This is a genomic window from Streptomyces sp. NPDC014864, assembly GCF_043081525.1.
Taxonomy (GTDB): domain Bacteria; phylum Actinomycetota; class Actinomycetes; order Streptomycetales; family Streptomycetaceae; genus Streptomyces.
The window spans coordinates 1-22,089 of sequence record NZ_JBIBWT010000005.1 but is presented as its reverse complement, the minus strand read 5'-3'; the positions used below and the strand labels follow the sequence as shown (position 1 = coordinate 22,089).

The window sequence follows — 22,089 nt, the reverse complement described above, 5'->3', positions numbered from 1 at the left end:
CTGACGGGATGTCAGTGCACGCCGAGCCAGCTCTCGATCGGGTGGAGGGCGAAGTACACCAGGAAGATCACCGCCAGTCCCCACATGAAGGCCCCGATCTCCCGCGCCCGGCCCTGGGCGGCCTTGATGGCGACGTAGGAGACGACACCGGCCGCCACACCGGTGGTGATGGTGTACGTGAAGGGCATCAGGACCACGGTGAGGAACACCGGGATCGCGGTGGCGCGGTCGGCCCAGTCCACGTGCCGGGCGTTCATCAGCATCAGGGCGCCGATGACCACCAGGGCGGCGGACGCGACCTCCTGGGGGACGATCGCGGTGAGCGGGGTGAAGAACAGGCAGGCCGCGAAGAACAGGCCGGTGACCACCGAGGCGAGGCCGGTACGGGCGCCCTCGCCCACGCCGGTCGCCGACTCGATGAAGACGGTCTGGCCGGAGCCGCCCGCCACGCCGCCGATCGCGCCGCCCGCGCCGTCGATGAACAGCGCCTTGGACAGGCCCGGCATGCGGCCCTTGTCGTCGGCGAGTCCGGCCTCGGTGCCGACGCCGATGATGGTGGCCATCGCGTCGAAGAAGCCGGCCAGCACGAGGGTGAAGACGATCATGCCGACCGTCATCGCGCCGACCTTGCCCCAGCCGCCGAACTCCACGTGCCCGAAGAGCGAGAAGTCCGGCATCGAGACCGCGCTGCCGTGCAGTTCGGGGGCCCCGGCGGCCCACGCGCCGGCCTTGACGACCCCGGCGGCGTTGAGGACGGCGGCGACGGCGGTGCCGCCGACGATGCCGATGAGGATGGCACCGGGGACGTTCCGGGCCTGGAGCACGAAGATCAGCAGCAGGGTGCCGGCGAAGAGCAGCACGGGCCAGCCGGCGAGCTCGCCCGCCGGGCCGAGGGTGACCGGGGTGGCCTTGCCCTGGTGCACGAAGCCGGACTTGTAGAAGCCGATGAGGGCGATGAACAGGCCGATGCCCATGGTGATCCCGTGCTTGAGCGCCAGTGGGATCGCGTTCATGATCATCTCACGCAGGCCGGTGACGACCAGCAGCATGATGACCACGCCGTAGATCACGCACATGCCCATGGCCTGCGGCCAGGTCATCTGCGGGGCGACCTGGGAGGACAGGACGCCGGAGACGGAGAGGCCGGCGGCGAGGGCGAGCGGCACCTTGCCGAAGAACCCCATCAGCAGGGTGGTGAAGGCCGCCGCGAACGCGGTCGCGGTGATCACGGCCTTCTGGCCGAGGGTGTCCCCCGCCGCGTCCTTGCCGGACAGGATCAGGGGGTTGAGCAGCAGGATGTACGCCATCGCCATGAAGGTGGTGACGCCGCCGCGCACCTCGCGCGCGATCGAGGACTCCCGCAGGGATATGTGGAAGTAGCGGTCGAGCCAGGACCGGCCGGCCGGGACGCGGGTTCCCGCGCCCGCGTCCTCGGCTGTGGTCCTCGGCTCCACGGATTGCTGGGTCATGGGCCATCTCCCAAGGTTCACAGGGGCACCCGGCGCCCGCGAGGGCGTACGGGATTTGGGAATGGACGACCCGGGGGACGGCCCGAGACGAACATGGAGGGGTGGGACCCGGGGGACACGGGCCGCCCGGGGTGACGCACCTGCTCAACTCCCGCAGGATCACGTGCCGGTGAGGTGCTCCGGCCGTACCGGCGTGCGGTTGAGCTCCAGCCCGGTCGCGTTCCGGATCGCCGCGAGGACGGCCGGGGTGGACGACAGGGTGGGGGCCTCGCCGACGCCGCGCAGCCCGTACGGCGCGTGGTCGTCGGCGAGTTCGAGCACGTCGACGGGGATGGTCGGCGTGTCGAGAATGGTGGGGATGAGGTAGTCCGTGAAGGAGGGGTTCCGCACCTTGGCGGTCTTCGGGTCGACGACGATCTCCTCCATGACCGCGATGCCGAGACCCTGGGTCGTGCCGCCCTGGATCTGGCCGACCACGGACAGCGGGTTGAGCGCCTTGCCGACGTCCTGGGCGCAGGCCAGCTCGATCACCTTCACCAGGCCGAGTTCGGTGTCCACCTCGACGACGGCGCGGTGCGCGGCGAAGGAGTACTGCACATGGCCGTTGCCCTGGCCGGTGCGCAGGTCGAAGGGCTCGGTGGGCCGGTGCCGCCACTCCTCCTCGACCTCGACGGCCTCGTCCTCCAGGACCTCGGCCAGGTCGGCGAGCACCTCGCCGGCGCCGGTGACGACCTTTCCGCCCTCCAGCAGCAGTTCGGCGGTCGCCCAGGCCGGGTGGTGGGAGCCGAACTTGCGGCGTCCGATCTCCAGGACCTTCTCGCGGACGAGTTCGCACGCGTTCCTCACGGCGCCGCCGGTGACGTACGTCTGCCGGGAGGCCGAGGTGGAGCCGGCCGAGCCGACCCTGGTGTCGGCCGGGTGGATGGTCACCTGGGCGACGCCCAGCTCGGTGCGGGCGATCTGCGCGTGGACGGTGACGCCGCCCTGGCCGACCTCCGCCATGGCGGTGTGCACGGTGGCGACGGGCTCACCGGCGAGGACCTCCATGCGGACCTTGGCGGTGGAGTAGTCGTCGAAGCCCTCGGAGAAGCCGACGTTCTTGATGCCGACCGCGTAGCCGACCCCTCGTACGACGCCTTCACCGTGCGTGGTGTTGGACAGGCCGCCGGGCAGCTGCCGGATGTCCGCACCCTCGGAGCTCTCCCACTGGCGCTCGGGCGGCATCGGCATCGCCTTGACGCGGCGCAGGAGTTCGGCGACCGGGGCCGGGGAGTCGACCAGTTGCCCGGTCGGCATGATCGTGCCCTGGGACATCGCGTTGAGCTGCCGGAACTCCACCCGGTCCATGCCGACGGCGTCGGCGAGCTTGTCCATCTGCGCCTCGTAGGCGAAGCACGCCTGCACCGCGCCGAAGCCGCGCATGGCGCCGCAGGGCGGGTTGTTGGTGTAGAGGGCGATGGCCTCGATGTCCACGTCGTCGACGACGTAGGGGCCGATGCCGAGCGAGGAGGCGTTGCCGACGACCGCGGGCGAGGCGGAGGCGTACGCGCCGCCGTCGAGGACGATACGGCACTTCACGTGGGTCAACTTGCCCTCGCGCGTGGCCCCGTGTTCGTAGGACAGCTTCGCGGGATGGCGGTGGACGTGGCCGAAGAAGGACTCGAAGCGGTTGTAGACGATCTTGACGGGCTTGCCGGTGCGCAGCGCGAGCAGACAGGCGTGGATCTGCATCGACAGGTCCTCGCGGCCGCCGAAGGCGCCGCCGACGCCGGCCAGCGTCATCCGCACCTTGTCCTCGGGCAGGCCGAGCACGGGCGCCATCTGCCGCAGGTCGCTGTGCAGCCACTGGGTGGCGACGTAGAGGTGGACGCCGCCGTCCTCCTCCGGCACGGCGAGACCGGACTCGGGGCCGAGGAAGGCCTGGTCCTGCATGCCGAAGGTGTACTCGCCCCTGACGACGAAGTCCGCCTGCCTCGCGGCCTGTTCCGCGTCGCCGCGCACGATCGGCTGGCGGTGCACGATGTTGGGGTGCGGGACGTGGGCGACGTGGTGGTCGGTGCGGTTGTCGTGGACCAGGATCGCGTCCGGGGCGGTAGCGGAGGCCTCGTCGGTGACGACCGGCAGTTCCCGGTACTCGACCTTGATCCTTGCGGCGGCGCGGCGCGCGGTCTCCGGGTGGTCGGCGGCGACGATCGCGACCGGCTCGCCGTGGTGGCGGACCTTGCCGTGGGCGAGGACCGGGGTGTCCTGGATCTCCAGGCCGTAGTGCCTCACCTCGGTCGGCAGGTCGTCGTAGGTCATGACGGCGTACACACCCGGCAGGGCGAGGGCCTCGCTCGTGTCGATGGAGACGATCTCGGCGTGCGCGACCGTGGAGCGCAGGATCTGGCCCCAGAGCATGTCCTCGTGCCACATGTCGGAGGAGTACGCGAACTCGCCGGTGACCTTGAGGGTGCCGTCCGGGCGGAGCGTGGACTCGCCGATGCCGCCCTTGGTCTGCGAGCCCTGAGTGATCTTCGTCGGAGCGCCGGTGGGGGCACCGCCCTGCTCGGACGTGGTGGAGAGGTCGGGGGACGGCATGGTCAGACCCCCTCGGACTGCCGGGCGGCCGCGAGGCGGACCGCGTCCATGATCTTCTCGTAGCCCGTGCAGCGGCACAGGTTGCCCGACAGGGCCTCGCGGATGTCCGCGTCGCTCGGGTCCGGGTTGCGCTCCAGCATCTCGTCGGCGGCGACCAGCAGCCCCGGGGTGCAGAAGCCGCACTGGACGGCGCCGGCGTCGATGAACGCCTGCTGGACGGGCGAGAGTTCCCCGCCCTCGCCGGTCCGGGAGCCGGTGCCCTGGGCCTGCCATCCCTTGGCCTCGTCCAGTGAGGTGCCGGGGGCGTCCGTGCCGCAGGCACCCGTGCCGCGGGCGCGCTGCCCGGCGAAGTCGGCCAGACCCTCCACGGTGAGGACCTCACGGCCCTCGGCCTGCCCGGCGGCGACCAGGCAGGAGCAGACGGGCACGCCGTCCAGGCGGACCGTGCAGGAGCCGCACTCGCCCTGCTCGCAGGCGTTCTTGGAGCCCGGCAGGCCGAGGCGCTCGCGCAGGACGTAGAGCAGGGACTCGCCCTCCCAGACGTCGTCGGCCTCCTGCGGGCGTCCGTTGACGGTGAAGTTGACACGCATTACGCAGCTCCCTCCGAGGTGCGGCGGGCGCCGCGGTACGACTCCCAGGTCCAGGTCAGGGTCCGGCGGGCCATGACGCCGACCGCGTGGCGGCGGTAGCTCGCGGTGCCCCGGACGTCGTCGATCGGGTTGCAGGCGGCGGAGCAGAGCTCGGCGAACTGCTTGGCGACCGAGGGGGTGATGATCCTTCCGTTGTCCCAGAAGCCGCCCTCGTCGAGCGCGGCGGCGAGGAAGTCCTCGGCGGCCCGGGCGCGGACGGGAGTGGGCGCGGCCGAGCCGATGCCGGTGCGGACGGTGCGGGTCCCGGGGTGCAGGGCCAGACCGAAGGCACAGACCGCGATGACCATGGCGTTGCGGGTGCCGACCTTGGAGTACTGCTGCGGGCCGTCCGCCTTCTTGATGTGGACGGCGCGGATCAGCTCGTCGGGGGCGAGCGCGTTGCGCTTCACGCCGGTGTAGAACGCGTCGATCGGGATGCGGCGGGTGCCGCGCACCGACTCGGCCTCGACCTCGGCGCCCGCGGCGAGCAGGGCCGGATGGGCGTCGCCGGCCGGCGAGGCTGTGCCGAGGTTGCCGCCGACGCCGCCGCGGTTGCGGATCTGCGGGGAGGCGACCGTGTGCGAGGCGAGCGCCAGGCCCGGCAGCTCGGTCCGCAGGTGCTCCATGATCTTGGTGTACGGCACCGAGGCACCGAGCCGCACGCTGTCCTCGCCGACCTCCCACTCGTAGAGATCGCCGACGCGGTTCAGGTCGAGGAGGTACTCGGGCCGACGGTGGTCGAAGTTGATCTCGACCATCACGTCGGTGCCACCCGCAATCGGCACAGCGGTGGGGTGCTCCGCCTTCGCGGCGAGCGCCTCCTCCCAGCTGGCGGGGCGAAGGAAGTCCATGACCGGCTCTCTTCTTCGTCTCGTGGGGCGTACAGATCGAGCCAATCCGTGTGCGGCGGCCGAGGCTCTTTCCTGTGCTGTTTACGCGGAGTGCCGTCAGTACACAGCTCTGTGCGCCGGAGGGGTCAGTCACCGAAACCATGAAGGAGTTGGCTGGCCAGGGCGGGCATCTTGTAGATTCGTATGAACGGAGGCCGGCCGTAACCTCTCGGCTTTCCCCTGGAAACAGAGGGGACGGCCCTCACCTCGGCGGAACCTGCTCACCGGCCGCACGGCCGGGCTCGCCACAAGACCTCTCACAGTTTTCTAGACACAGAACGGCGGCGACGAGAATGCGGCTGCGCGCACTGCTGGACACCGATGCGCTGGGCCTGAAACTGCTCGGCGGCCAGGAGGAGCTGGAGCGCACCGTGCGGGGCGTGATGACCACCGACCTGCGCGATCCCAGCCGCTATCTCTCCGGCGGTGAGCTGGTGCTGACCGGTCTGGCCTGGCGGCGCGACGCCGACGACTCCGAGCCGTTCGTACGGATCCTCGTGCAGGCCGGCGTGGCCGCGCTGGCCGCCGGTGAGGCCGAGCTGGGCGAGGTGCCCGAGGACCTGGTGACGGCCTGCGCCCGGCACCGGCTGCCGCTGTTCGCGGTGCACGAGTCGGTGGCGTTCGCGACGATCACCGAGCACGTCGTCCGGCAGGTGTCCGGCGAGCGCGCCGGGGACCTCGCGGCCGTGGTGGACCGGCACCGCCGGATGATGACGTCCGGCCCGGCCGGCGGCGGCCCGGACGTGGTCCTGGACCTGCTCGGCTCCGACCTGGACCTGCGGGCCTGGGTGCTCTCCCCCGCCGGACGGCTGATCGCCGGGGCCGAGGGGGCGGGACCGGCGCTGCCCGCCGAGGTGTGCGGCACGCTCGCCGCCGAGCACCTGTCGGCCGCCCGGACGGGGCGGCGCGGCCCGCACCGGGCGACCGTGGGCACCACCACGTACTCGCTCTTCCCGATCCGCGGCACCGGCCGTACGTCGCAGGGTGCGCAGGCCGCGCGGGACGTGCGCGAGACGGTGCTGTCGGACTGGCTGCTGGCCGTGGAGGCGGACGCGAGCGACTGGCCCGCGGAGCGGCTGGACCTGCTCCAGGGCGTCACCCAGCTGATCGCGGTCGAGCGGGACCGCCGGGACGCGGCGCGCACGGTGCGGCGGCGGCTGGCGCAGGAGGTGCTGGAACTGGTGCAGGCGGGCGCGGCGCCCGCCGAGATCGCCGCACGCCTGCGGGTCGCGGCGCCGGTGCTGCTGCCCGGGCTCGGCGCGGCCCCGCACTGGCAGGTGGTCGTGGCCCGGGTGGAGTGGGACGGCGCCGAGATCGACGGCGGCCCGGTCGCCCAGTCCCTGCTGGAGGAGCTCCTGGTCGCCCCCGCCCCGGGTCCGTCGGGCGAGGCGCACTCCGGCGGCGCCGAGTCCGCCGACCGGATCGCCGTGGCCCACACCGGCGACGAGGCGGTCGCCCTCGTTCCGCTGCCGGCCGTCCCGGCCGAGCACGAGGGCTCCGAGCCGGGCATCCTCGCCGACGCGCTCCTGGAGTCCGTACGCGATCCGCTGTCGGCCGGCCTCGACGGCGACGGGCGGGTCACCCTCGGCGTCAGCGCGGCCGTGCACTCGGCGGAGGGGCTGCGCGGGGCGCTGGAGGAGGCACGGCACGCGCGGCGGGTGGCCGCCGCACGGCCCGGCCGGGTCTGCGCGGCGGGACACCAGGAGCTCGCCTCGCACGTGCTGCTGCTCCCGTTCGTGCCGGACGACGTGCGCCGCGCCTTCACCGCCCGGCTGCTCGACCCGCTGCGGGACTACGACCGACGGCACCGCGCCGAGCTGATCCCGACCCTGGAGGCCTTCCTCGACTGCGACGGGTCCTGGACGCGGTGCGCGACCCGGCTCCACCTGCACGTCAACACGCTGCGGTACCGGGTCGGGCGGATCGAGCAGTTGACGGGGCGTGACCTGGGACGCCTGGAGGACAAGCTGGACTTCTTCCTGGCGCTGCGCATGAGCTGAGGCGGGCCGGGCCCCCGGCGGCGGACGACGGACGGGCGCGTCGCGCGCCCGCCGTCGCACGACTTTGTGAAATCCTTCACCCACCCTCTTGGCCGGGCCACGGAATTCGTGCTGAGATGCGGCCACCACTCAAGGCTCGATGGCGTGCTCGGGGAGGGCAACGTGGCGCATACCGCCATGTCTGGTAACGGAACGACCGCTGGTGACGATCCACTCCAGACCGCGGTATGGCGGCTGCGCTCACGCGCGTGCTGGGCCGACGCCGCAGCACTGCTCCAACCGGTCACTGCGGCCGCCGCGCTCCAGCGGGCCGCCCTGCTGGTGGAACGGTGCCTGTACACCGAACAGGGCTGGGAGGAGGCGGAGGACGCGCTGCGCACCGCCGAGGCCCTGGCGCACAGCGACGAGGAGCGGGGCGCGGCCGCTTGTGAACGAGGGCAACTTGCCTACGCGGCCACGCTGCACACCGTGCGGGACCGGGCGGACGAGGCGCGCGCCGCGCTGGGCCGGGCCGCGGCCCTGATCCCTCCGGGGGCGTCCGGACGGGCGCTGCTGGACTTCCGGCGCGGCCTGCTCGCCGAGAACCTCACCCGGTCCCCGCAGGCCGCGCGCGCCGCCTACCGCCGGGCGCACGCGGGCGCAACCGCCCACGCGGACCCGCTGCTGCTGTCCTTCACCTGGCGGCACCTGGCCGGACTCGCCCTGCGGGACGGCGAGTTGGCAGAGGCACGGCTCGGCTTCGCCGAATCCCTCCGGATCCGCGAGGAGTTGGGCTACCTGGTCGGCACGGCCCCGGCCCTGGCGTCCCTGGCGGACGCGGAGGCGGAACCGGAGGCGTCCCGCCTGCGCGAGGAGGCCCGCCGTCTCTACCGCCTCCTCGGCGGCGTACCCACCTGGCTCTCCCGCCATCTGGCCACGCCCCCTCCGGCCGCGGGGGCGGCGGCCACGGCTTGAGAGCCGCCGGGCGGGGTTCGCGGCACTGCCGACAGCCGGAATATAGGGAATGTCGCCCCTTCCGGAAGTGGTGTTGCTCAGAGGAACCTGAGAGGTTGCCGTGACAGGGTGACGAATCCGAACACGCGGGCGGATGCACCATGCCCGCCTGCACCCCCCACGGCCGCCCCCGGAGGAGCGCCTGATGAGTCTGATCAACGGCCTGCCCGCGCACGTTCTGCTGGTCCACATCGTCGTCGTCCTGGTGCCTCTGAGCGCGCTGGTCCTGGTCGTCTGCGCGATCTGGCCGCAGGCCGCCCGGCGGCTCGGCCTGGCGCTGCCGATCCTCGCCCTGGTCGCCCTGGCGAGCGTGCCCCTGACGACCGAGGCCGGTGAGTGGCTGGAGCGGCACGTGGACAGCGACCCGCTGGTCCGCAACCACGCCGAGCTGGGCGACGGGCTGCTCCCGTGGGCGATCGGCCTGTTCGTGCTGGCGGCCGGCGTCTGGTGGATCGCCCGCCGCACTCCGGCCGAGGGCACGGGCGCGCGCCCGGGTTCGGTGCTGCGGATCGTCGCGGCCGTGCTGTCCGTGGCGGTGGCGGCCGGCGCGACCGTCGACGTCTACCGCATCGGCGACTCCGGGGCGAAGGCCGCGTGGCACGACGCCTACTCGAAGACGCCGGCCAAGGGCGACGGCGACAAGGGCGACGGCGACGAGGGCTGACCGCTCCGCGCGGGCGCCGCGCCGTCCGGTCAGGGGGCGCACGGCGCCCGCGCGGTTCGGGCCCGGCCGGGGGCGGCAGTCTCCGGCCGGGCCCGCTTCCGTCGTGGCGGCCCGTACTGCGTACGACGGTCGGCCGGGGGCGCTCGGCGCCTTGCCGGTCCGTACGGAGCAGGACGGTCGGCCGGGGCGCTCGGCCACGCCGGTCCGTACCGCGTGAAGAGGTACGGCCGGGCTCGCTTCGGGCCGGCAGCGCCCGTACGGCGTACGACGTCCGGGCCGGGCCGCTCAGCCCGCGCAGGCGAAGTGCTCGTGCACCAGTGAGCGCACGACGTCCGGGTCCCGCGCGACCAGCGCGTCCAGCAGGGCCGTGTGCTCCGCCGCGTCGGCGATCAGGTCGGCGCGGGCGGGACCGACGGGGCCGCCGACGAGGGGCCACTGGGCGCGCCGGTGGAGGTCCTCGGCGACGCGGACGAGCTGTTCGTTGCCGGTGAGGGAGAGCACCCCGCGGTGGAAGGCACGGTCGGACTCGGCGTAGGTCGCCCGGCAGCCCGAGGACGCGGCCCGGACGGTCGCCTCCGCGAGCGGCCGGAGCTCCGCCCAGCGCTGCGGCGGCACGGTGCGCGCCAGCCGCAGCAGCACCGGCACCTCGATGAGGGCCCGTACCTCGGCCAGCTCGGCCAGCTCACGGGCGCCGCGCTCGGCCACCCGGAAGCCGCGGTTGGGCACCACCTCGACGGCGCCCTCCTGGGCGAGCTGCTGCATCGCCTCCCGCACCGGCGTCGCCGAGACGCCGAAGCGCTCGCCGAGCGCGGGCGCCGAGTACACCTCGCCGGGCCTCAGGTCTCCGGCCACCAGGGCGGTGCGCAGGGCGTCGAGGATCTGGCCGCGCACGGAGGAGCGCCGCACGACGGGGCGGGGGGCCGGCAGGGGCCGCTCGCTGTGCGTGTGCTCGCCCCGGGCGCTCGCTGCCGGGACGTTTCCTTCGTCCCGCTCGCGCCGCACGGCGGCGGGCTGCGGCTGCGGCGGCACCCGCGCCGCGAACGGCCGGACCTCCGGCGCTCCGGTCCCGGCGGAGTCCTGCGCGCCCTGCTTCACGGTCACTCCTCCGGGCTTGTGGGTGCTTGCGGTCATTACGACGGGTTGTTACTCGTCCGTCAAGCACCTTAGGCCCAAGAGAGCGATCGTTCACATTTCACATGATTCAAATAAGGTAAGACTTACTTCATTCGAACGCGCGTCGGCCGCTCGCACATCCCTGCCCCGCCGGCCGCGACGGGCGCGGCGTACCACCGCGAGACGGCCACACGGAACACGCCCACGCCGTAGGCTCATCCACACCCCGCCACCGGCACGGTCACGGCGACTTCACAATTTCCTCACCTGTCGCGGGAACTTTCCGCGGAACCATCCGTACGGGTAGTCTTATTCGAACTCAACTCCCGCCGCTCAAGCGGCAGTTCGAGCAAAACGCTGCCCTGGGCAACCCCTCGCGCTTCCTTGGCGACCTCTTGCCCCGAAACCCCCTGAGGCGCGGCGGGATTGGGTCACTATGGCGGGCGTTACGCCCTATCCCAATGCAAGGGACCCCAGATGAGATTGACCGACATATCGCTGAACTGGCTGCTTCCGGGCGCCGTACTGCTCCTGGGCATGCTGGCGGCGGTTGCGGTGCTCGCGCGCGGCAAGCGCTCCTCCGGGGAGAAAGCGAGCGCGGACGACTCGTGGGAGCGCAGCGAGGAGCGCCGCAGGCGGAAGGAAGCCATCTACGGCACGGCCTCCTACGTGCTTCTGTTCTGCTGTGCGGCGGTCGCCGCCGCACTCTCGTTCCACGGCCTGGTCGGCTTCGGCCAGCAGAACCTCGGCCTCACCGACGGCTGGGAGTACCTGGTGCCGTTCGGGCTGGACGGCGCGGCGATGTTCTGTTCCGTGCTCGCGGTGCGCGAGGCCAGCCACGGTGACGCGGCGCTCGGCTCCCGCATACTCGTGTGGACGTTCGCCGGCGCCGCGGCCTGGTTCAACTGGGTGCACGCGCCGCGGGGCCTGGGACACGCGGGCGCCCCGCAGTTCTTCTCCGGCATGTCCCTGTCCGCGGCGGTGCTGTTCGACCGCGCGCTGAAGCAGACCCGCCGGGCCGCGCTGCGCGAGCAGGGACTGGTGCCGCGTCCGCTGCCGCAGATCCGTGTGGTCCGCTGGATGCGCGCGCCCCGCGAGACCTACAAGGCCTGGTCGCTGATGCTGCTGGAGGGCGTGCGCAGCCTCGACGAGGCGGTCGAGGAGGTCCGCGAGGACCAGCGCCAGAAGGAGGAGAACCGGCGGCTGCGGCGCGAGCAGCAGCGCGTCGAGCGGGCGCAGCTCAAGGCCATCAGCCGCGGGCACCGGGGCTTCGTCGGCCGCGGCGGCCGGCAGGTCGAGACGCAGGCCCTGGAGCGGGGCTCCTCGCAGGTCACCGCGGAGCCTGCCATATCCGCGGCGGAGCAGCTGCCCATGCGCGCGCGTCCCTCCCTGCAGCCCGTCCGCAAGGCGTCTGACCCGATCACCGTCGACCTCACCGCGGAGGACGACACGATGGCCCTGCCGCGTCTGGACTCGCTGGAGCGCAAGCTCAAGGATCTGGAGCAGCAGTTCGGCTGAGTCCGGGCCACGGCCACGGCTGCCGCACGGCCCGCCGGGTCCGGCGCACGGCCACTGAGCGAAGGGGCGCGTCCCGTGCGGGACGCGCCCCTTCGCCGTCCCCGCACACCGATCGCGGCCGTCCCCCGAGCACCCACCGAGTGCCCGCCCAGCAACGACCGAGGACCGGCCGGGGCTCGAATCAGGCCGCTTCCGCGCCCAGTTCGAACCATACGGACTTGCCGACCCGGTGCGTACAGACTCCCCACGCGTCGGCGAGGGACTGCACCAGCACCAGGCCCCGGCCGTGCGTGTCCTCGTCGGCGCCCGGCAGACGGAGCCGCGGCCTGCGGGACACGAAGTCCCGGACCTCCACGCGCAGTCCGCGCGGTGACACCGTGGCCGTCAGGATCGCGTCGTCGTCGGTGTGGACGAGCGCGTTGGTGACGAGCTCGCTGGTGAGCAGTTCCGCGACCGCCGAGGTGCCCGGCTTCCCCCAGTGCCGCAGCAGGTCGCGCAGTTCCCTGCGGGCCTCGGGCACGGCCCGCAGGTCGGCCCGCCCCAGTCTGCGCCTCAGCTGAGGCGCCGGGGCCCGGTCCGAGGCGCCGTCGTCCTGGTCCTCCGCCACTTCCTCAGCCGTCTGAGCCGAGGAGGCCCCGACTGTCCCGGGACCGCCCCCTCGTGCCTGCCTCTTCATGACCCCCGCCCGCGTGCCGACGTCGGTTCCCCCAGCTCGAACACGTTCACGGGGATGCATGCCCCACGGCACACTCGCCGAGTCATCCCGCCGCGCCGACGACCGGGTGTTCGGCCACCACTGCGACACCCCGCGACCGGCCGGGGCGCGGACGCCGACCGGCCGACGGAGGTCCTCGATCCCCCGCCCCCGTCCCCGCGGCTACAGCTCCGGGGAGCCGATGACCGGACGGCATGGGCCCAACTGCCGACCGGCGTCTGCCGATTCCGCCGTAGCCGACGGGGCGGGACGCTCGACGCGGACGCGCGGGCCGGCCGGTGACGCGAGTCCGGGCACGGCGCGGTCGCTCGCGCAACCCGGCTCGCCGTCAACGAAGTTGGCCGAAGGACGACCGTCGTGAATCGGTACTAAGGCGCCCGCCCCGTCGATCCGGCGCCCGAGCGGCGGTCACGGACGCGGCAGGTTGCGCAGGTTGGACCGGGCCATCTGAACCATCCGGCCGACGCCGCCCTCCAGTACGACCTTCGAGGCCGACAGCGCGAAGCCGGTCACCATCTCGCGGCGGATCTTCGGCGGGATGGACAGCGCGTTGGGGTCGGTGACGACGTCGACGAGCGCCGGGCCCTTGTGCCCGAAGGCGTCCTTCAGGGCCGCAGCGAGCTGCTTGGGCTTCTCCACCCGGATCCCGTGGGCGCCGCAGGCGCGGGCGACGGCCGCGAAGTCCGGATTGCGGTTCACCGTGCCGTAGGCGGGCAGGCCCGCGACCATCATCTCCAGCTCGACCATGCCGAGGGAGGAGTTGTTGAACACCACCACCTTCACCGGCAGTCCGTGCTGCACCAGGGTCAGGAAGTCGCCCATCAGCATGGAGAACCCGCCGTCGCCGGACATGGAGATCACCTGGCGGTCCCGGTCGGTGAACTGCGCGCCGATCGCCATCGGCAGCGCGTTCGCCATCGAGCCGTGGGAGAACGAACCGATGATGCGGCGGCGGCCGTTGGGCGAGAGGTACCGGGCCGCCCAGACGTTGCACATGCCGGTGTCGACGGTGAACACCGCGTCGTCGTCGGCGACTTCGTCCAGCACGGAGGCCACGTACTCGGGATGGATGGGGACGTGCTTCTCCACCTTCCGCGTGTACGCCTTCACCACGCCCTCGAGCGCGTCCGCGTGCTTCCTGAGCATCTTGTCGAGGAAGCGCCGGTTCTCCTTGGTGCGCACCCGCGGGATGAGACAGCGCAGCGTCTCCTTCGCGTCGCCCCACACCGCGAGGTCGAGCTTGCAGCGGCGGCCGAGGTTCTCCGGCCGGACGTCGATCTGGGCGATCTTCACATCGTCCGGCAGGAAGGCGGTGTACGGGAAGTCGGTGCCGAGCAGGATCAGCAGGTCGCACTCGTGGGTGGCCTCGTAGGCGGCGCCGTAGCCGAGCAGGCCGCTCATGCCGACGTCGTAGGGGTTGTCGTACTGGATCCACTCCTTGCCGCGCAGCGCGTGCCCGACCGGTGACTTGATCTTCCCGGCGAGCTCCATCACCTCGGCGTGCGCGCCCGCCGTACCGTTGCCGCAGAACAGGGTGACCCGGTCGGCCTCGTCGATCATCTCGACCAGCTTGTCGATCTCCGCGTCACCGGGACGGACACTCGGCCGGGAGGTGACGATGGCGGTCTGGGCGGCCTTCTCCGGCGCGGGCTGGTCGGCGATGTCGCCGGGCAGGGCCACCACGCTGACTCCGCGGCGTCCGACCGCGTGCTGGATGGCGGTCTGCAGCAGCCGCGGCATCTGCTGCGGGTTGGAGATCATCTCACTGTAGTTGCTGCACTCGCTGAACAGGCGGTCCGGGTGGGTCTCCTGGAAGTAGCCGAGGCCGATCTCGCTGGAGGGGATGTGCGAGGCGAGGGCCAGCACCGGCGCCATCGAACGGTGGGCGTCGTACAGCCCGTTGATGAGGTGCAGGTTGCCGGGGCCGCAGGAGCCGGCGCAGGCCGTCAGCTTACCGGTGATCTGCGCCTCCGCGCCCGCCGCGAAGGCGGCCGTCTCCTCGTGGCGGACGTGGATCCAGTCGATGGCGGCGTTGCGGCGGACCGCGTCGACCACGGGGTTGAGGCTGTCGCCGACGACGCCGTAGAGGCGCTTCACGCCGGCGCGGACGAGGATGTCTACGAACTGCTCCGCGACGTTCTGCTTGGCCATGGTTCCTGGGCTCCCCTTCGGTCTCCTGCGGTTCCCTCTGGGTCCATGAATCCACAGCCGCCGCGTTCACGCCTCCCACACGGCGGCGGCCGTACGGTCGTCCGCGTAGCCCTTGACCCGGACCTGGGTGTCCGCCAGGAAGGAGGCGAGGCCTGGCGGATGAGGGCCGGACCACCGGCGCTTGAGGTACGCGCACAGTTCCGTCTCGCCGCGCAGCGGCTCGGCCAGACCGCCGGTGCACATCAGGAACGTGTCACCCGGCCGGGCTACGGAGGCCCGGAAGCGGAAGGGTTCGCGGGGCGGTTGCGGGTCCGGTTCGTACGGGCTCGGCGGGGTGCCGATGCCGAAGTCCATGGTGAGCCGGTCGCCGTCCTGCGTCTCGCCCGGCCGCGCCCCGAAGCCGGCCACGGCGTCGCCGGCCGTCTCGGACACCCGCGGCTCGATGTCCTGCCACTCGCCGTCCCGCAGCCGGAACAGGCCGCCCGCGCCGACGCCGAAGAAGACGCGCGTACGGCACCGCGGATCCGCGGGCAGGAGCAGACAGCGCAGCGTGGCCGTGTACCCCTCCGGGTCGATGCCCTGTTCGACGGCGCCGGCCCGGAGTCTGCCGAGGCTGCGGTCGGTGAGGCGGTGCAGCCCGGACTTCAGGTCGCCGCGGCGGGCGGCCCGGATGTCCTCGGCGAGCCGGCCGTGGCTGCGGCCCACGGCCTGTGCGATCCACTGGCACACCTCGCTGGCGGCGCGGTGCGCTCCCGGGGTCGCGCGGGCGCCCGTCGCCATCGCCACCAGGACCAGCGCCTGTTCTCCGGCGCCGAACCGCGCGGTGAGCAGGGCGTCCCGGCGCGGTTCGCCCCGGTAGCGCGCGGAGTCCCCGCGGAGGGAGACCGCCCGCACGGTGCAGGCCCCGTAGCGCGCCCCGTCCAGCACGGTGTCCGGCACCAGATCGCCGAGCGCGTCGGGCTCGGCGAGGGGGAGCGCGGTCGGCTCGGCGTCGTAGGTGGGCGGGCGGGTGCCGACGTAGTCCACTGGGATGGCGAAGTCGGCGGGGGGCGCCTGCTCGACGGGGGCGGCGGAGAGGGCGTCCGGAGGGGCGGGTCGGGAGATCGACGGGGGTTCGGGGCGGCTGGGCCCGGGGGCGGGCGCGGCGTCCGCGCGGCTCTGTCCGGGGGCGGGCACGGGCTTGTCGGCGGCAGCGGTGGGCGGTGCGTCGGGGCGGAGCGGCGGTGGGCTCGGCGGGGCGGGGGTGCCGCGGTCGTCGGCGGGCGCGCCGGGGCCGGTGCCGGGGCGGCCGGACCCTGTGCCGACGCGCGGTGGCACGGGAGGCGGCGGGGGCGCGGAGGGTTGCGGAGGCGCCGAGGGCTGCGCGGGTGCGGGCGGCTGGGGTGGCATGGAGGGCTGCGCGGGGGCGGCCTGGGGCGAGGGAGCGGGCGCGGAGGACCTTCGGGGGTCCGAGGGAGGAGAGGCGGCGCTCGCGGGGGACGGAGGAACCCCGGGGGGCGGGGGCGGCGCGGCAGGGGATTGCGGGACCGCGGCGGCGGGCGCCGACGGTGGGGGCGGAGCGGCAACGGGGGGCGCCGGCGCGGCGGCGGGGTCCGAGGGCGTATGCGCGCCTGTCCCGGACGCCGTGGGGCTGCTGGGAGCCCGGTCGGTGGAGCCGGAGGACCCGACGGGCACAGACGCCTCGTCCGGTCGCCGGGAGTCGCGGTCGGCGGAACGGGACGGCTCGGCGGGCAGGCGTTCTCCGGCCGGTCGCCCGGAGTTGCGGTCGGCCGGACCGGACGGCCGGAGCGAGCGGCCCGCCTCCGGTCGCCGTGAGTCGCGGTCGGCGGGACGGGGTGGCTCGGCGGCCTGACGAGCCCCGGGCGGTCGCCGGGAGTCAGGTTCGGCGGTGGCCTCCGGCTGCCGTGGGACGTCCGGGAAGGCGGCCGGTCCGGACGGTGTGGCCGGAGGCGCCTCCCAGGAGGCGCGCTGCCACCAGTCCGGGCCGGGGCCCGGCGGTGCGTCGGCAGGGGCGTGTGTGCCGGATGGGCCACGATCCGGCGGGGCATCCGACCCGGACGAGCCGCGGTCCGGCGAGCTGTACGTCCCGGAGGAGTCGTGGTCCGGCGGGCCGGGGTCGGCGAGTGTGCGGGGTGGGGGTCCTCCCTCCCCCGGCGCGGGTGCGCGAGCGGGCCCGGAGGCGGGCGGGGCCGCGTCCTCCGGGGCCGCTCCCCCGGTGTGCGCGGCGCGCGGCGGCCTGTCCAGCGTGCCCGCCGCCGAGGCGTACCGGTCGTCCAGGGAGTCCCCCGCGGCCGTGGGCCCGGTGTCCTCCGCGCAGTCGTCCTCGTACAGCTGCTCCCACCAGTCGTCCCCCGGACCGGTGGGCCTTCCCCCCTGCTGGCTCATGCCCCAATTTTCCACCGCACGGGCCGCCTGAAAACGGGGCGTCCGGAAAATCCGGCGGGCGCCCGCCTTTCGAACGGCGTGTCGGACGACGCATCGAACTGCGGTACGAAACAGGGCCACCGGGCGGCCCCACCCCCCACGGGAGGACCGCCCGGCAGCTCCGGAGTGACCCGGTCCGGATTCTCCGGGTGCCGTCGCACCCCTCGGCCCGGATCACGTTCTGGGTGCCGTCCGCGCGGCTGGGCGGGCGGACGGCCGAAACACCGTCGTCCGGGCCACCCGCCGAGTGGGGCCCGCCCCGCCGGGAACCCGCTCTGCGGGCCGGGTTCGCCGTCCGTGCGGATTCCGGGCGTGGCCCGCATCCACGCAGGCCACACGCTTTCGGCCGGACTCGTCGGGTGCCGTCGATGCTTCGGTGGCGCCACCTTGTCAGAGGGACTGGTGCTACGGCGATGATGGGCCGAGGCGGGTTTGCGCCGTGGCTGTTTTCCGCCACCACGCCGACCAGGCCCGCCACGCCCGCCCCGGGGGCCGAACCCCGGAGGCCGGAAGGGGAGGAACGAGAGCTGATGCTGGCTGCGATAGGCCTGGACGAGACGCACGAGTCGGCGTACCGGGCCCTGGTGTCCGTGGGCGCCGCCGAGGTGCCCGATCTCGCGCGGCGCCTGATGCTCGGCGAGCAGGACACCGAACGCGCGCTGCGCCGCCTGGAACGGCACGGACTCGCCGCCCAGTCCTCGGCCCGCCCCGGACGCTGGGTCGCGGCACCGCCCGGCGTGGCGCTGGGCGCGCTGCTCACCCAGCAGCGGCACGAGCTGGAGAAGGCCGAGCTGGCGGCCGCGCTGCTGGCCGAGGAGTACCGGGCGGGCGCCGCGGAACCAGCCGTGCACGACCTGGTGGAGGTGGTCACCGGCGCCTCCGCCGTCGCGCAGCGCTTCCTCCAGCTCCAGCTGGGCGCCACCGAGGAGGTGTGCGCGCTGGTGACCGGCAACCCGATCGTCGTCTCGGGGTCCGAGAACGAGGCCGAGAAGCAGGCCGCCGCGCGCGGGGTCCGCTACCGGGTCGTGGTGGAGCGTGCCGTACTGGACCGGCCGGGCGGCATCGCCGAGCTGACCGCGGCGCTCAGCCGTGACGAACGGGTGCGGGTGATGGACGAGGTGCCGACGAAGCTGGTGGTCGCCGACCGCACGCTGGCGATGGTGCCGCTCACCTCGCACACCGCCGAGCCCGCGGCGCTCGTCGTGCACGCGAGTGGGCTGCTGGAGCTGCTGTCCGGGCTGTTCGAGTCGGTGTGGTGCGGAGCGCTGCCGCTGAGCCTCGGGGCGTCCGGCGTCACCGAGCAGAGCCCGGACGGCCCCGACGGCACCGATCTGAAGGTGCTCTCCCTGCTCCTGGCCGGCCTCACCGACGCGAGCGTCGCCAAGCAGCTCGACCTGGGCCTGCGGACCGTGCAGCGCCGGGTGAAACGGCTGATGGAGCTGACGGGGGTGACCACCCGTCTGCAACTGGGCTGGCACGCGTACGAGCGCGGCTGGGTGGCCCGGGAACGCCAGGGCTGACCGCCACGCGCCCGCGCGGACCCGGGAACGGCCGGGGGACGGCGGCTCTCGGGCCGCAGAAAGCACCGACCAGCGGACCGGAGGACAGCCCGGGGACGGCCTCGCTCGGACCGCAGAAAGCACCGACCAGCGGACCGGAGGACGGCCCGGGGACGGCCGGGAGACGGCGGAAACCCGGGCCGGGGCACGGTTGGCCTGCGGGGACTCGGGTGCTCCGGCACTCTGGGCAGATGGGAGTGTGGGAACTCCTGCTGGTCGGCCTGGTTCTCCTGGCCGGCCTGTGCGGAGTGCTGGTGCCCGGGGTGCCGGGGTCGTGGCTGGTATGGGCCGCGGTCCTGTGGTGGGCGCTGACGGTTCCTCAACCGGTGGCCTGGGGAGTCCTGGTGGGTGCCACCGCCGCGCTCCTCCTCTCCCAGGTGGTGCGCTGGGCCCTGCCGCCCCGTCGGCTGCGCGAGAGCGGCGCCACCCCGCGCATGGCCGTGTACGCCGGTACCGGGGCCCTCGCCGGTTTCGTCCTCGTCCCCGTGCTCGGCGCGATTCCCGGATTCCTGGGCGGCGTCTACCTGCACGAGCGGCTGCGGCTGGGCCGGCACCGGGAGGCGATGGCCGCCCTGGGCACGGTGATGCGCTCGGGCGGGACCGGCGTACTGGTGGAACTGTTCACCTGCCTGCTGATCGCGGCGGCCTGGGTGGGCGCCGTCGTCCGGGGCTGACCCCGGCTCGGGAACCACCCGCGCGGCCCACCCTCCCCCGCCAGGTCCGCGGCACCGGGCCGTGGATCCGGTGCGCCAGGAGGCAGGGAAGTGCTTCGCTGGTGTCATGACCGACTTCACCGAGGCAGAGCGGGCGTACCTGAGGACGCAGCGGCTGGGACGGCTGGCCACCGTGGACCCGCGGGGACAGCCGCAGGCGAACCCCGTCGGCTTCTTCCCGCAGGACGACGGAACCATCCTGATCGGCGGCCACGCGATGGGCCGTACCAAGAAGTGGCGCAACCTGCGGCACAACCCGAGGGCCGCCCTGGTGGTGGACGACATCGCCGGCCTCGACCCGTGGCGGGTCCGCGGCGTCGACATCCGCGGCGAGGCCGAGCTCCTGGTCGGGACATACGAGTTGGGCCCGCACTTCAGCGAGGAGGTGATCCGCCTCCATCCGCGGCGGATCCACAGCTGGGGGCTGGAGGACTGAGCCGGGGACGCGGGCGCCGGGATCCGGCGGGTCCAGGCCGAGGCCGCACCGTCGTCGACGAGCCGGCCCCGGCGTCAGAGCGGTCGTGAAGGGCCCGTGGGCAGCGCGCCCTCCACGGTGAGCAGCCGCACCTTCCGCTCCAGGCCGCCCGCGTAGCCGGTCAGGGTGCCGTCCGCACCGATCACCCGGTGGCAGGGACGCAGCACGAGGAGGGGGTTGGCGCCGATGGCTCCGCCCACGGCCCGTACGGCCGCGCGGGAGGCCCCGACGCGGGCGGCGATCTCGCCGTACGTCGTGGTGGCGCCGTAGGGGACGGAGTCGAGGGCGGCCCAGACCCGCTCCCGGAACGCGGTGCCGTGGGTGCGCAACGGCAGCCGGAACTCCTTGAGTTCACCGGCGAAGTAGGCCGCGAGCTGCTCCTCGGCCGAGCGGAAGGGCCCGGGATCGTGCCGCCAGGTGTCCGCGACCTCGCGGCCGCCCTTCTGGCCGGGCACGGACAGCGAGGTCAGTGCCCCGGCCCGGTCGGCGGTGAGGAGCAGCGGGCCGAGGGGGCTGTCGGTCCGCGTCCAGTAGGTCATGTCACTGCTCGCCGTGTTCGGGGTCATGTCACTGCTCGTCATGTTCGGGGGCGTGCTCATCGGATCTCCAACTCCCCTGCCTCACGCAGGTGTTGTACGGCGTAGGAGCGCCAGGGGCGCCAGCTCTCGGGGGCGGTCACGCCGGGCGGGGCCACGTCGGGGTCGCCGAGGGCCCGGGTGCGGACGGCGGCGGCCGTGGCGGCCTCCAGGCCCGGCACGGCGAGCAGGGCCCGGTGCGCCTCGTCCCGGTCGGCGCCCGCGTCCAGGCGTACGGTCCCGTCGGCGAGGGCGGCCGCCAGGGCGCCCAGGGGGCCCTCCGGCTCGGCCTCGGCGAGGGCGCCCGGCTCGGGGAAGAGGTGGGTGAGGGTGCCACTGGGAGCGTCCAGGGTCTTGCCGCAGCGCCGGACCAGCTCCGCGGCCTCGGCCGGCCGCACCAGCGCCCGTATCGCGCTCTCCTCCGGATCGACGGCGCCGGGCGACCGCAGGCCCGGCCGCGCGTCGACCAGCGGGGCCAGCCGCGGGTCGGCGGCCAGCCGCTCGTCGACGGCGTACGGGTCGGCGTCGAGGTCGAACAGGCGGCGCAGCCGCTGTACGGCGGTGGTCAGGTCGCGCGGGTCGGTCAGGTGCAGACGGGCCTCCAGCCAGCCGCCCGGACGGGCGCCGCCGGCGGCCCTCGGAGTTCCGGGCCGCTCGTCGACGGCGGCGATTCCGGTGCCGTACGGCAGGCGGAGGGTGCGCCGGTACGTCCGTGCGCCCGGGACGCCGCTCACCTCCTCGACCCCGGCCACGGCCTCCCGCTCCAGCAGGTCGAAGACGGGGCCGGGCCGGTAGGGCCCGCGGTGGGCGAGGCGCAGCGGGATTCCGGTGGTGGGGGCGGCGGTGCGCCGGTCCCTGGTGCGGGGCGCGGCGGCGCGCAGTTCGCTGGGGGTGGCCGCGTACACGGCACGGACGGTGTCGTTGAACTGGCGCACGCTGGCGAAGCCGGCGGCGAAGGCGATCCGGGTGACCGGCAGATCGGTGGTCTGCAGCAGGACGCGCGCGGTGTGCGCCCGCTGGGCGCGGGCGAGCGCGACGGGACCGGCGCCGAGCTCGGCGGTGAGCTGCCGCTGCACCTGCCGGGCGCTGTAGCCCAGCCGCGCGGCGAGACCGGCGACTCCCTCCCTGTCGATCACGCCGTCGCCGATCAGCCGCATCGCCCGGCCCACGGCGTCGGCCCGCACGTTCCACGCGGCGGAGCCGGGGACCGCGTCCGGGCGGCACCGACGGCAGGCGCGGAAGCCCGCGGCCTGCGCGGCGGCGGCCGTGGCGAAGAAGCGCACGTTGGGCCGCCGCGGCGTGACGGCCGGGCAGCTGGGACGGCAGTAGATCCCGGTCGTCACGACGGCGAAGAAGAACTCGCCGTCGAACCTGCCGTCCCGGCTGCGCACCGCCTCGTACCTGGTGTCCTCGTCTCTCACAGGGTCCAGTGTCCGCCCCCGGAGCGGGCGCGCGCTGGCGGATATCGGACATGGCGCTGGCGGAGGACGTACCAGGGTGGGCGACGTACCAGGGTGGGCTAGGAGCAATACTGGTGATTTAGGCTGTTTTCCGGCTGGTTGAAGTGGCTCTGGTTGGCTCGACCAGCCGGACCGTCGGGGTGTCTGGCCGTGGTGGGCTG

Annotated in this window: 17 protein-coding genes; 7 read left to right on the top strand and 10 right to left on the bottom strand. The window is 73.8% G+C overall.

The window, feature by feature from the left end; translation table 11 throughout:
* Positions 1–11: 11 nt before the first annotated feature.
* From ACF1A5_RS10580 to ACF1A5_RS10565, 4 genes are all read right to left on the bottom strand, one after another.
* The gene (locus tag ACF1A5_RS10580; protein WP_392192459.1) at positions 12–1,469 is read right to left on the bottom strand and encodes an NCS2 family permease; all 1,458 of its coding nucleotides are present in this window, start codon (positions 1,467–1,469) and stop codon (positions 12–14) included.
* A gap of 159 nt (positions 1,470–1,628) precedes the next feature.
* Entirely contained in the window at positions 1,629–4,049 is a 2,421-nt protein-coding gene (locus tag ACF1A5_RS10575; protein ID WP_392192458.1) for a xanthine dehydrogenase family protein molybdopterin-binding subunit, read from the bottom strand.
* Between the two features lie 2 nt (positions 4,050–4,051).
* Positions 4,052–4,639, bottom strand: coding sequence for a (2Fe-2S)-binding protein (locus ACF1A5_RS10570; protein WP_392192457.1), 588 nt, complete (start codon positions 4,637–4,639; stop codon positions 4,052–4,054).
* Positions 4,639–5,529, bottom strand: a complete 891-nt coding sequence (locus tag ACF1A5_RS10565) for an FAD binding domain-containing protein (RefSeq protein WP_392192456.1) — start codon at positions 5,527–5,529, stop codon at positions 4,639–4,641. The genes ACF1A5_RS10570 and ACF1A5_RS10565 overlap by 1 nt, the downstream gene beginning before the upstream one ends.
* A gap of 332 nt (positions 5,530–5,861) precedes the next feature.
* Here ACF1A5_RS10565 and ACF1A5_RS10560 point away from each other — a divergent pair, with 332 nt between their 5' ends.
* The 3 genes from ACF1A5_RS10560 (at position 5,862) to ACF1A5_RS10550 (ending at position 9,225) form a co-directional block, all read left to right on the top strand.
* On the top strand, positions 5,862–7,568 hold the full coding sequence (locus ACF1A5_RS10560; protein WP_392192455.1) for a PucR family transcriptional regulator: 1,707 nt from the start codon (positions 5,862–5,864) through the stop codon (positions 7,566–7,568).
* A gap of 162 nt (positions 7,569–7,730) precedes the next feature.
* Positions 7,731–8,522: a hypothetical protein gene (locus ACF1A5_RS10555; RefSeq protein ID WP_392192454.1), complete on the top strand. Its 792-nt coding sequence runs from the start codon at positions 7,731–7,733 to the stop codon at positions 8,520–8,522.
* Positions 8,523–8,706: 184 nt separating this feature from the next.
* The gene (locus ACF1A5_RS10550) at positions 8,707–9,225 is read left to right on the top strand and encodes a DUF2231 domain-containing protein (RefSeq protein ID WP_392192453.1); all 519 of its coding nucleotides are present in this window, start codon (positions 8,707–8,709) and stop codon (positions 9,223–9,225) included.
* A 285-nt stretch (positions 9,226–9,510) separates the two neighbouring features.
* On the opposite strand, the gene ACF1A5_RS10545 is transcribed toward ACF1A5_RS10550, so the two are convergent.
* Complete coding sequence (locus ACF1A5_RS10545; RefSeq protein WP_392192778.1) at positions 9,511–10,320, bottom strand: GntR family transcriptional regulator; 810 nt, start codon at positions 10,318–10,320, stop codon at positions 9,511–9,513.
* A gap of 495 nt (positions 10,321–10,815) precedes the next feature.
* On the opposite strand from ACF1A5_RS10545, the gene ACF1A5_RS10540 reads away from it, so the two are divergent.
* The gene (locus tag ACF1A5_RS10540; protein ID WP_392192452.1) at positions 10,816–11,856 is read left to right on the top strand and encodes a DUF2637 domain-containing protein; all 1,041 of its coding nucleotides are present in this window, start codon (positions 10,816–10,818) and stop codon (positions 11,854–11,856) included.
* A 181-nt stretch (positions 11,857–12,037) separates the two neighbouring features.
* On the opposite strand, the gene ACF1A5_RS10535 is transcribed toward ACF1A5_RS10540, so the two are convergent.
* The 3 genes from ACF1A5_RS10535 to ACF1A5_RS10525 form a co-directional block, all read right to left on the bottom strand.
* Complete coding sequence (locus ACF1A5_RS10535) at positions 12,038–12,532, bottom strand: ATP-binding protein (protein ID WP_392192451.1); 495 nt, start codon at positions 12,530–12,532, stop codon at positions 12,038–12,040.
* A 447-nt stretch (positions 12,533–12,979) separates the two neighbouring features.
* Positions 12,980–14,722: a pyruvate dehydrogenase gene (locus tag ACF1A5_RS10530; RefSeq protein WP_392192450.1), complete on the bottom strand. Its 1,743-nt coding sequence runs from the start codon at positions 14,720–14,722 to the stop codon at positions 12,980–12,982.
* Between the two features lie 66 nt (positions 14,723–14,788).
* Positions 14,789–16,039 carry a protein phosphatase 2C domain-containing protein gene (locus tag ACF1A5_RS10525; protein WP_392192449.1) on the bottom strand — a complete coding sequence of 417 codons (1,251 nt, stop codon included), beginning with the start codon at positions 16,037–16,039 and terminating at the stop codon, positions 14,789–14,791.
* Positions 16,040–17,676: 1,637 nt separating this feature from the next.
* Between ACF1A5_RS10525 and ACF1A5_RS10520 the strand changes: the two genes are divergently transcribed.
* The 3 genes from ACF1A5_RS10520 (at position 17,677) to ACF1A5_RS10510 (ending at position 19,854) form a co-directional block, all read left to right on the top strand.
* Positions 17,677–18,666 carry a helix-turn-helix domain-containing protein gene (locus ACF1A5_RS10520; protein WP_392192448.1) on the top strand — a complete coding sequence of 330 codons (990 nt, stop codon included), beginning with the start codon at positions 17,677–17,679 and terminating at the stop codon, positions 18,664–18,666.
* A gap of 230 nt (positions 18,667–18,896) precedes the next feature.
* The gene (locus tag ACF1A5_RS10515) at positions 18,897–19,379 is read left to right on the top strand and encodes a DUF456 domain-containing protein (protein WP_392192447.1); all 483 of its coding nucleotides are present in this window, start codon (positions 18,897–18,899) and stop codon (positions 19,377–19,379) included.
* A gap of 106 nt (positions 19,380–19,485) precedes the next feature.
* Positions 19,486–19,854: a PPOX class F420-dependent oxidoreductase gene (locus tag ACF1A5_RS10510; protein ID WP_392192446.1), complete on the top strand. Its 369-nt coding sequence runs from the start codon at positions 19,486–19,488 to the stop codon at positions 19,852–19,854.
* Between the two features lie 74 nt (positions 19,855–19,928).
* Here ACF1A5_RS10510 and ACF1A5_RS10505 read toward each other — a convergent pair whose 3' ends face one another.
* Positions 19,929–20,474 (bottom strand): methylated-DNA--[protein]-cysteine S-methyltransferase, encoded by a 546-nt coding sequence (locus tag ACF1A5_RS10505; RefSeq protein ID WP_392192777.1) that lies wholly within the window; start codon positions 20,472–20,474, stop codon positions 19,929–19,931.
* A 14-nt stretch (positions 20,475–20,488) separates the two neighbouring features.
* Positions 20,489–21,889 (bottom strand): bifunctional transcriptional activator/DNA repair enzyme AdaA, encoded by a 1,401-nt coding sequence (locus ACF1A5_RS10500; protein WP_392192445.1) that lies wholly within the window; start codon positions 21,887–21,889, stop codon positions 20,489–20,491.
* Positions 21,890–22,089: the final 200 nt, after the last annotated feature.

What these genes read in the sequence shown, in the direction of transcription:
- ACF1A5_RS10580 (WP_392192459.1), bottom strand. Translation starts at nt 1,469, where the DNA reads ATGACCCAGCAATCCGTGGAGCCGAGGACCACAGCCGAGGACGCGGGC.
- ACF1A5_RS10575 (WP_392192458.1), bottom strand. Translation starts at nt 4,049, where the DNA reads ATGCCGTCCCCCGACCTCTCCACCACGTCCGAGCAGGGCGGTGCCCCC.
- ACF1A5_RS10570 (WP_392192457.1), bottom strand. Translation starts at nt 4,639, where the DNA reads ATGCGTGTCAACTTCACCGTCAACGGACGCCCGCAGGAGGCCGACGAC.
- ACF1A5_RS10565 (WP_392192456.1), bottom strand. Translation starts at nt 5,529, where the DNA reads ATGGACTTCCTTCGCCCCGCCAGCTGGGAGGAGGCGCTCGCCGCGAAG.
- ACF1A5_RS10560 (WP_392192455.1), top strand. Translation starts at nt 5,862, where the DNA reads ATGCGGCTGCGCGCACTGCTGGACACCGATGCGCTGGGCCTGAAACTG.
- ACF1A5_RS10550 (WP_392192453.1), top strand. Translation starts at nt 8,707, where the DNA reads ATGAGTCTGATCAACGGCCTGCCCGCGCACGTTCTGCTGGTCCACATC.
- ACF1A5_RS10540 (WP_392192452.1), top strand. Translation starts at nt 10,816, where the DNA reads ATGAGATTGACCGACATATCGCTGAACTGGCTGCTTCCGGGCGCCGTA.
- ACF1A5_RS10535 (WP_392192451.1), bottom strand. Translation starts at nt 12,532, where the DNA reads ATGAAGAGGCAGGCACGAGGGGGCGGTCCCGGGACAGTCGGGGCCTCC.
- ACF1A5_RS10530 (WP_392192450.1), bottom strand. Translation starts at nt 14,722, where the DNA reads ATGGCCAAGCAGAACGTCGCGGAGCAGTTCGTAGACATCCTCGTCCGC.
- ACF1A5_RS10520 (WP_392192448.1), top strand. Translation starts at nt 17,677, where the DNA reads ATGCTGGCTGCGATAGGCCTGGACGAGACGCACGAGTCGGCGTACCGG.
- ACF1A5_RS10515 (WP_392192447.1), top strand. Translation starts at nt 18,897, where the DNA reads ATGGGAGTGTGGGAACTCCTGCTGGTCGGCCTGGTTCTCCTGGCCGGC.
- ACF1A5_RS10510 (WP_392192446.1), top strand. Translation starts at nt 19,486, where the DNA reads ATGACCGACTTCACCGAGGCAGAGCGGGCGTACCTGAGGACGCAGCGG.
- ACF1A5_RS10505 (WP_392192777.1), bottom strand. Translation starts at nt 20,474, where the DNA reads ATGACGAGCAGTGACATGACCCCGAACACGGCGAGCAGTGACATGACC.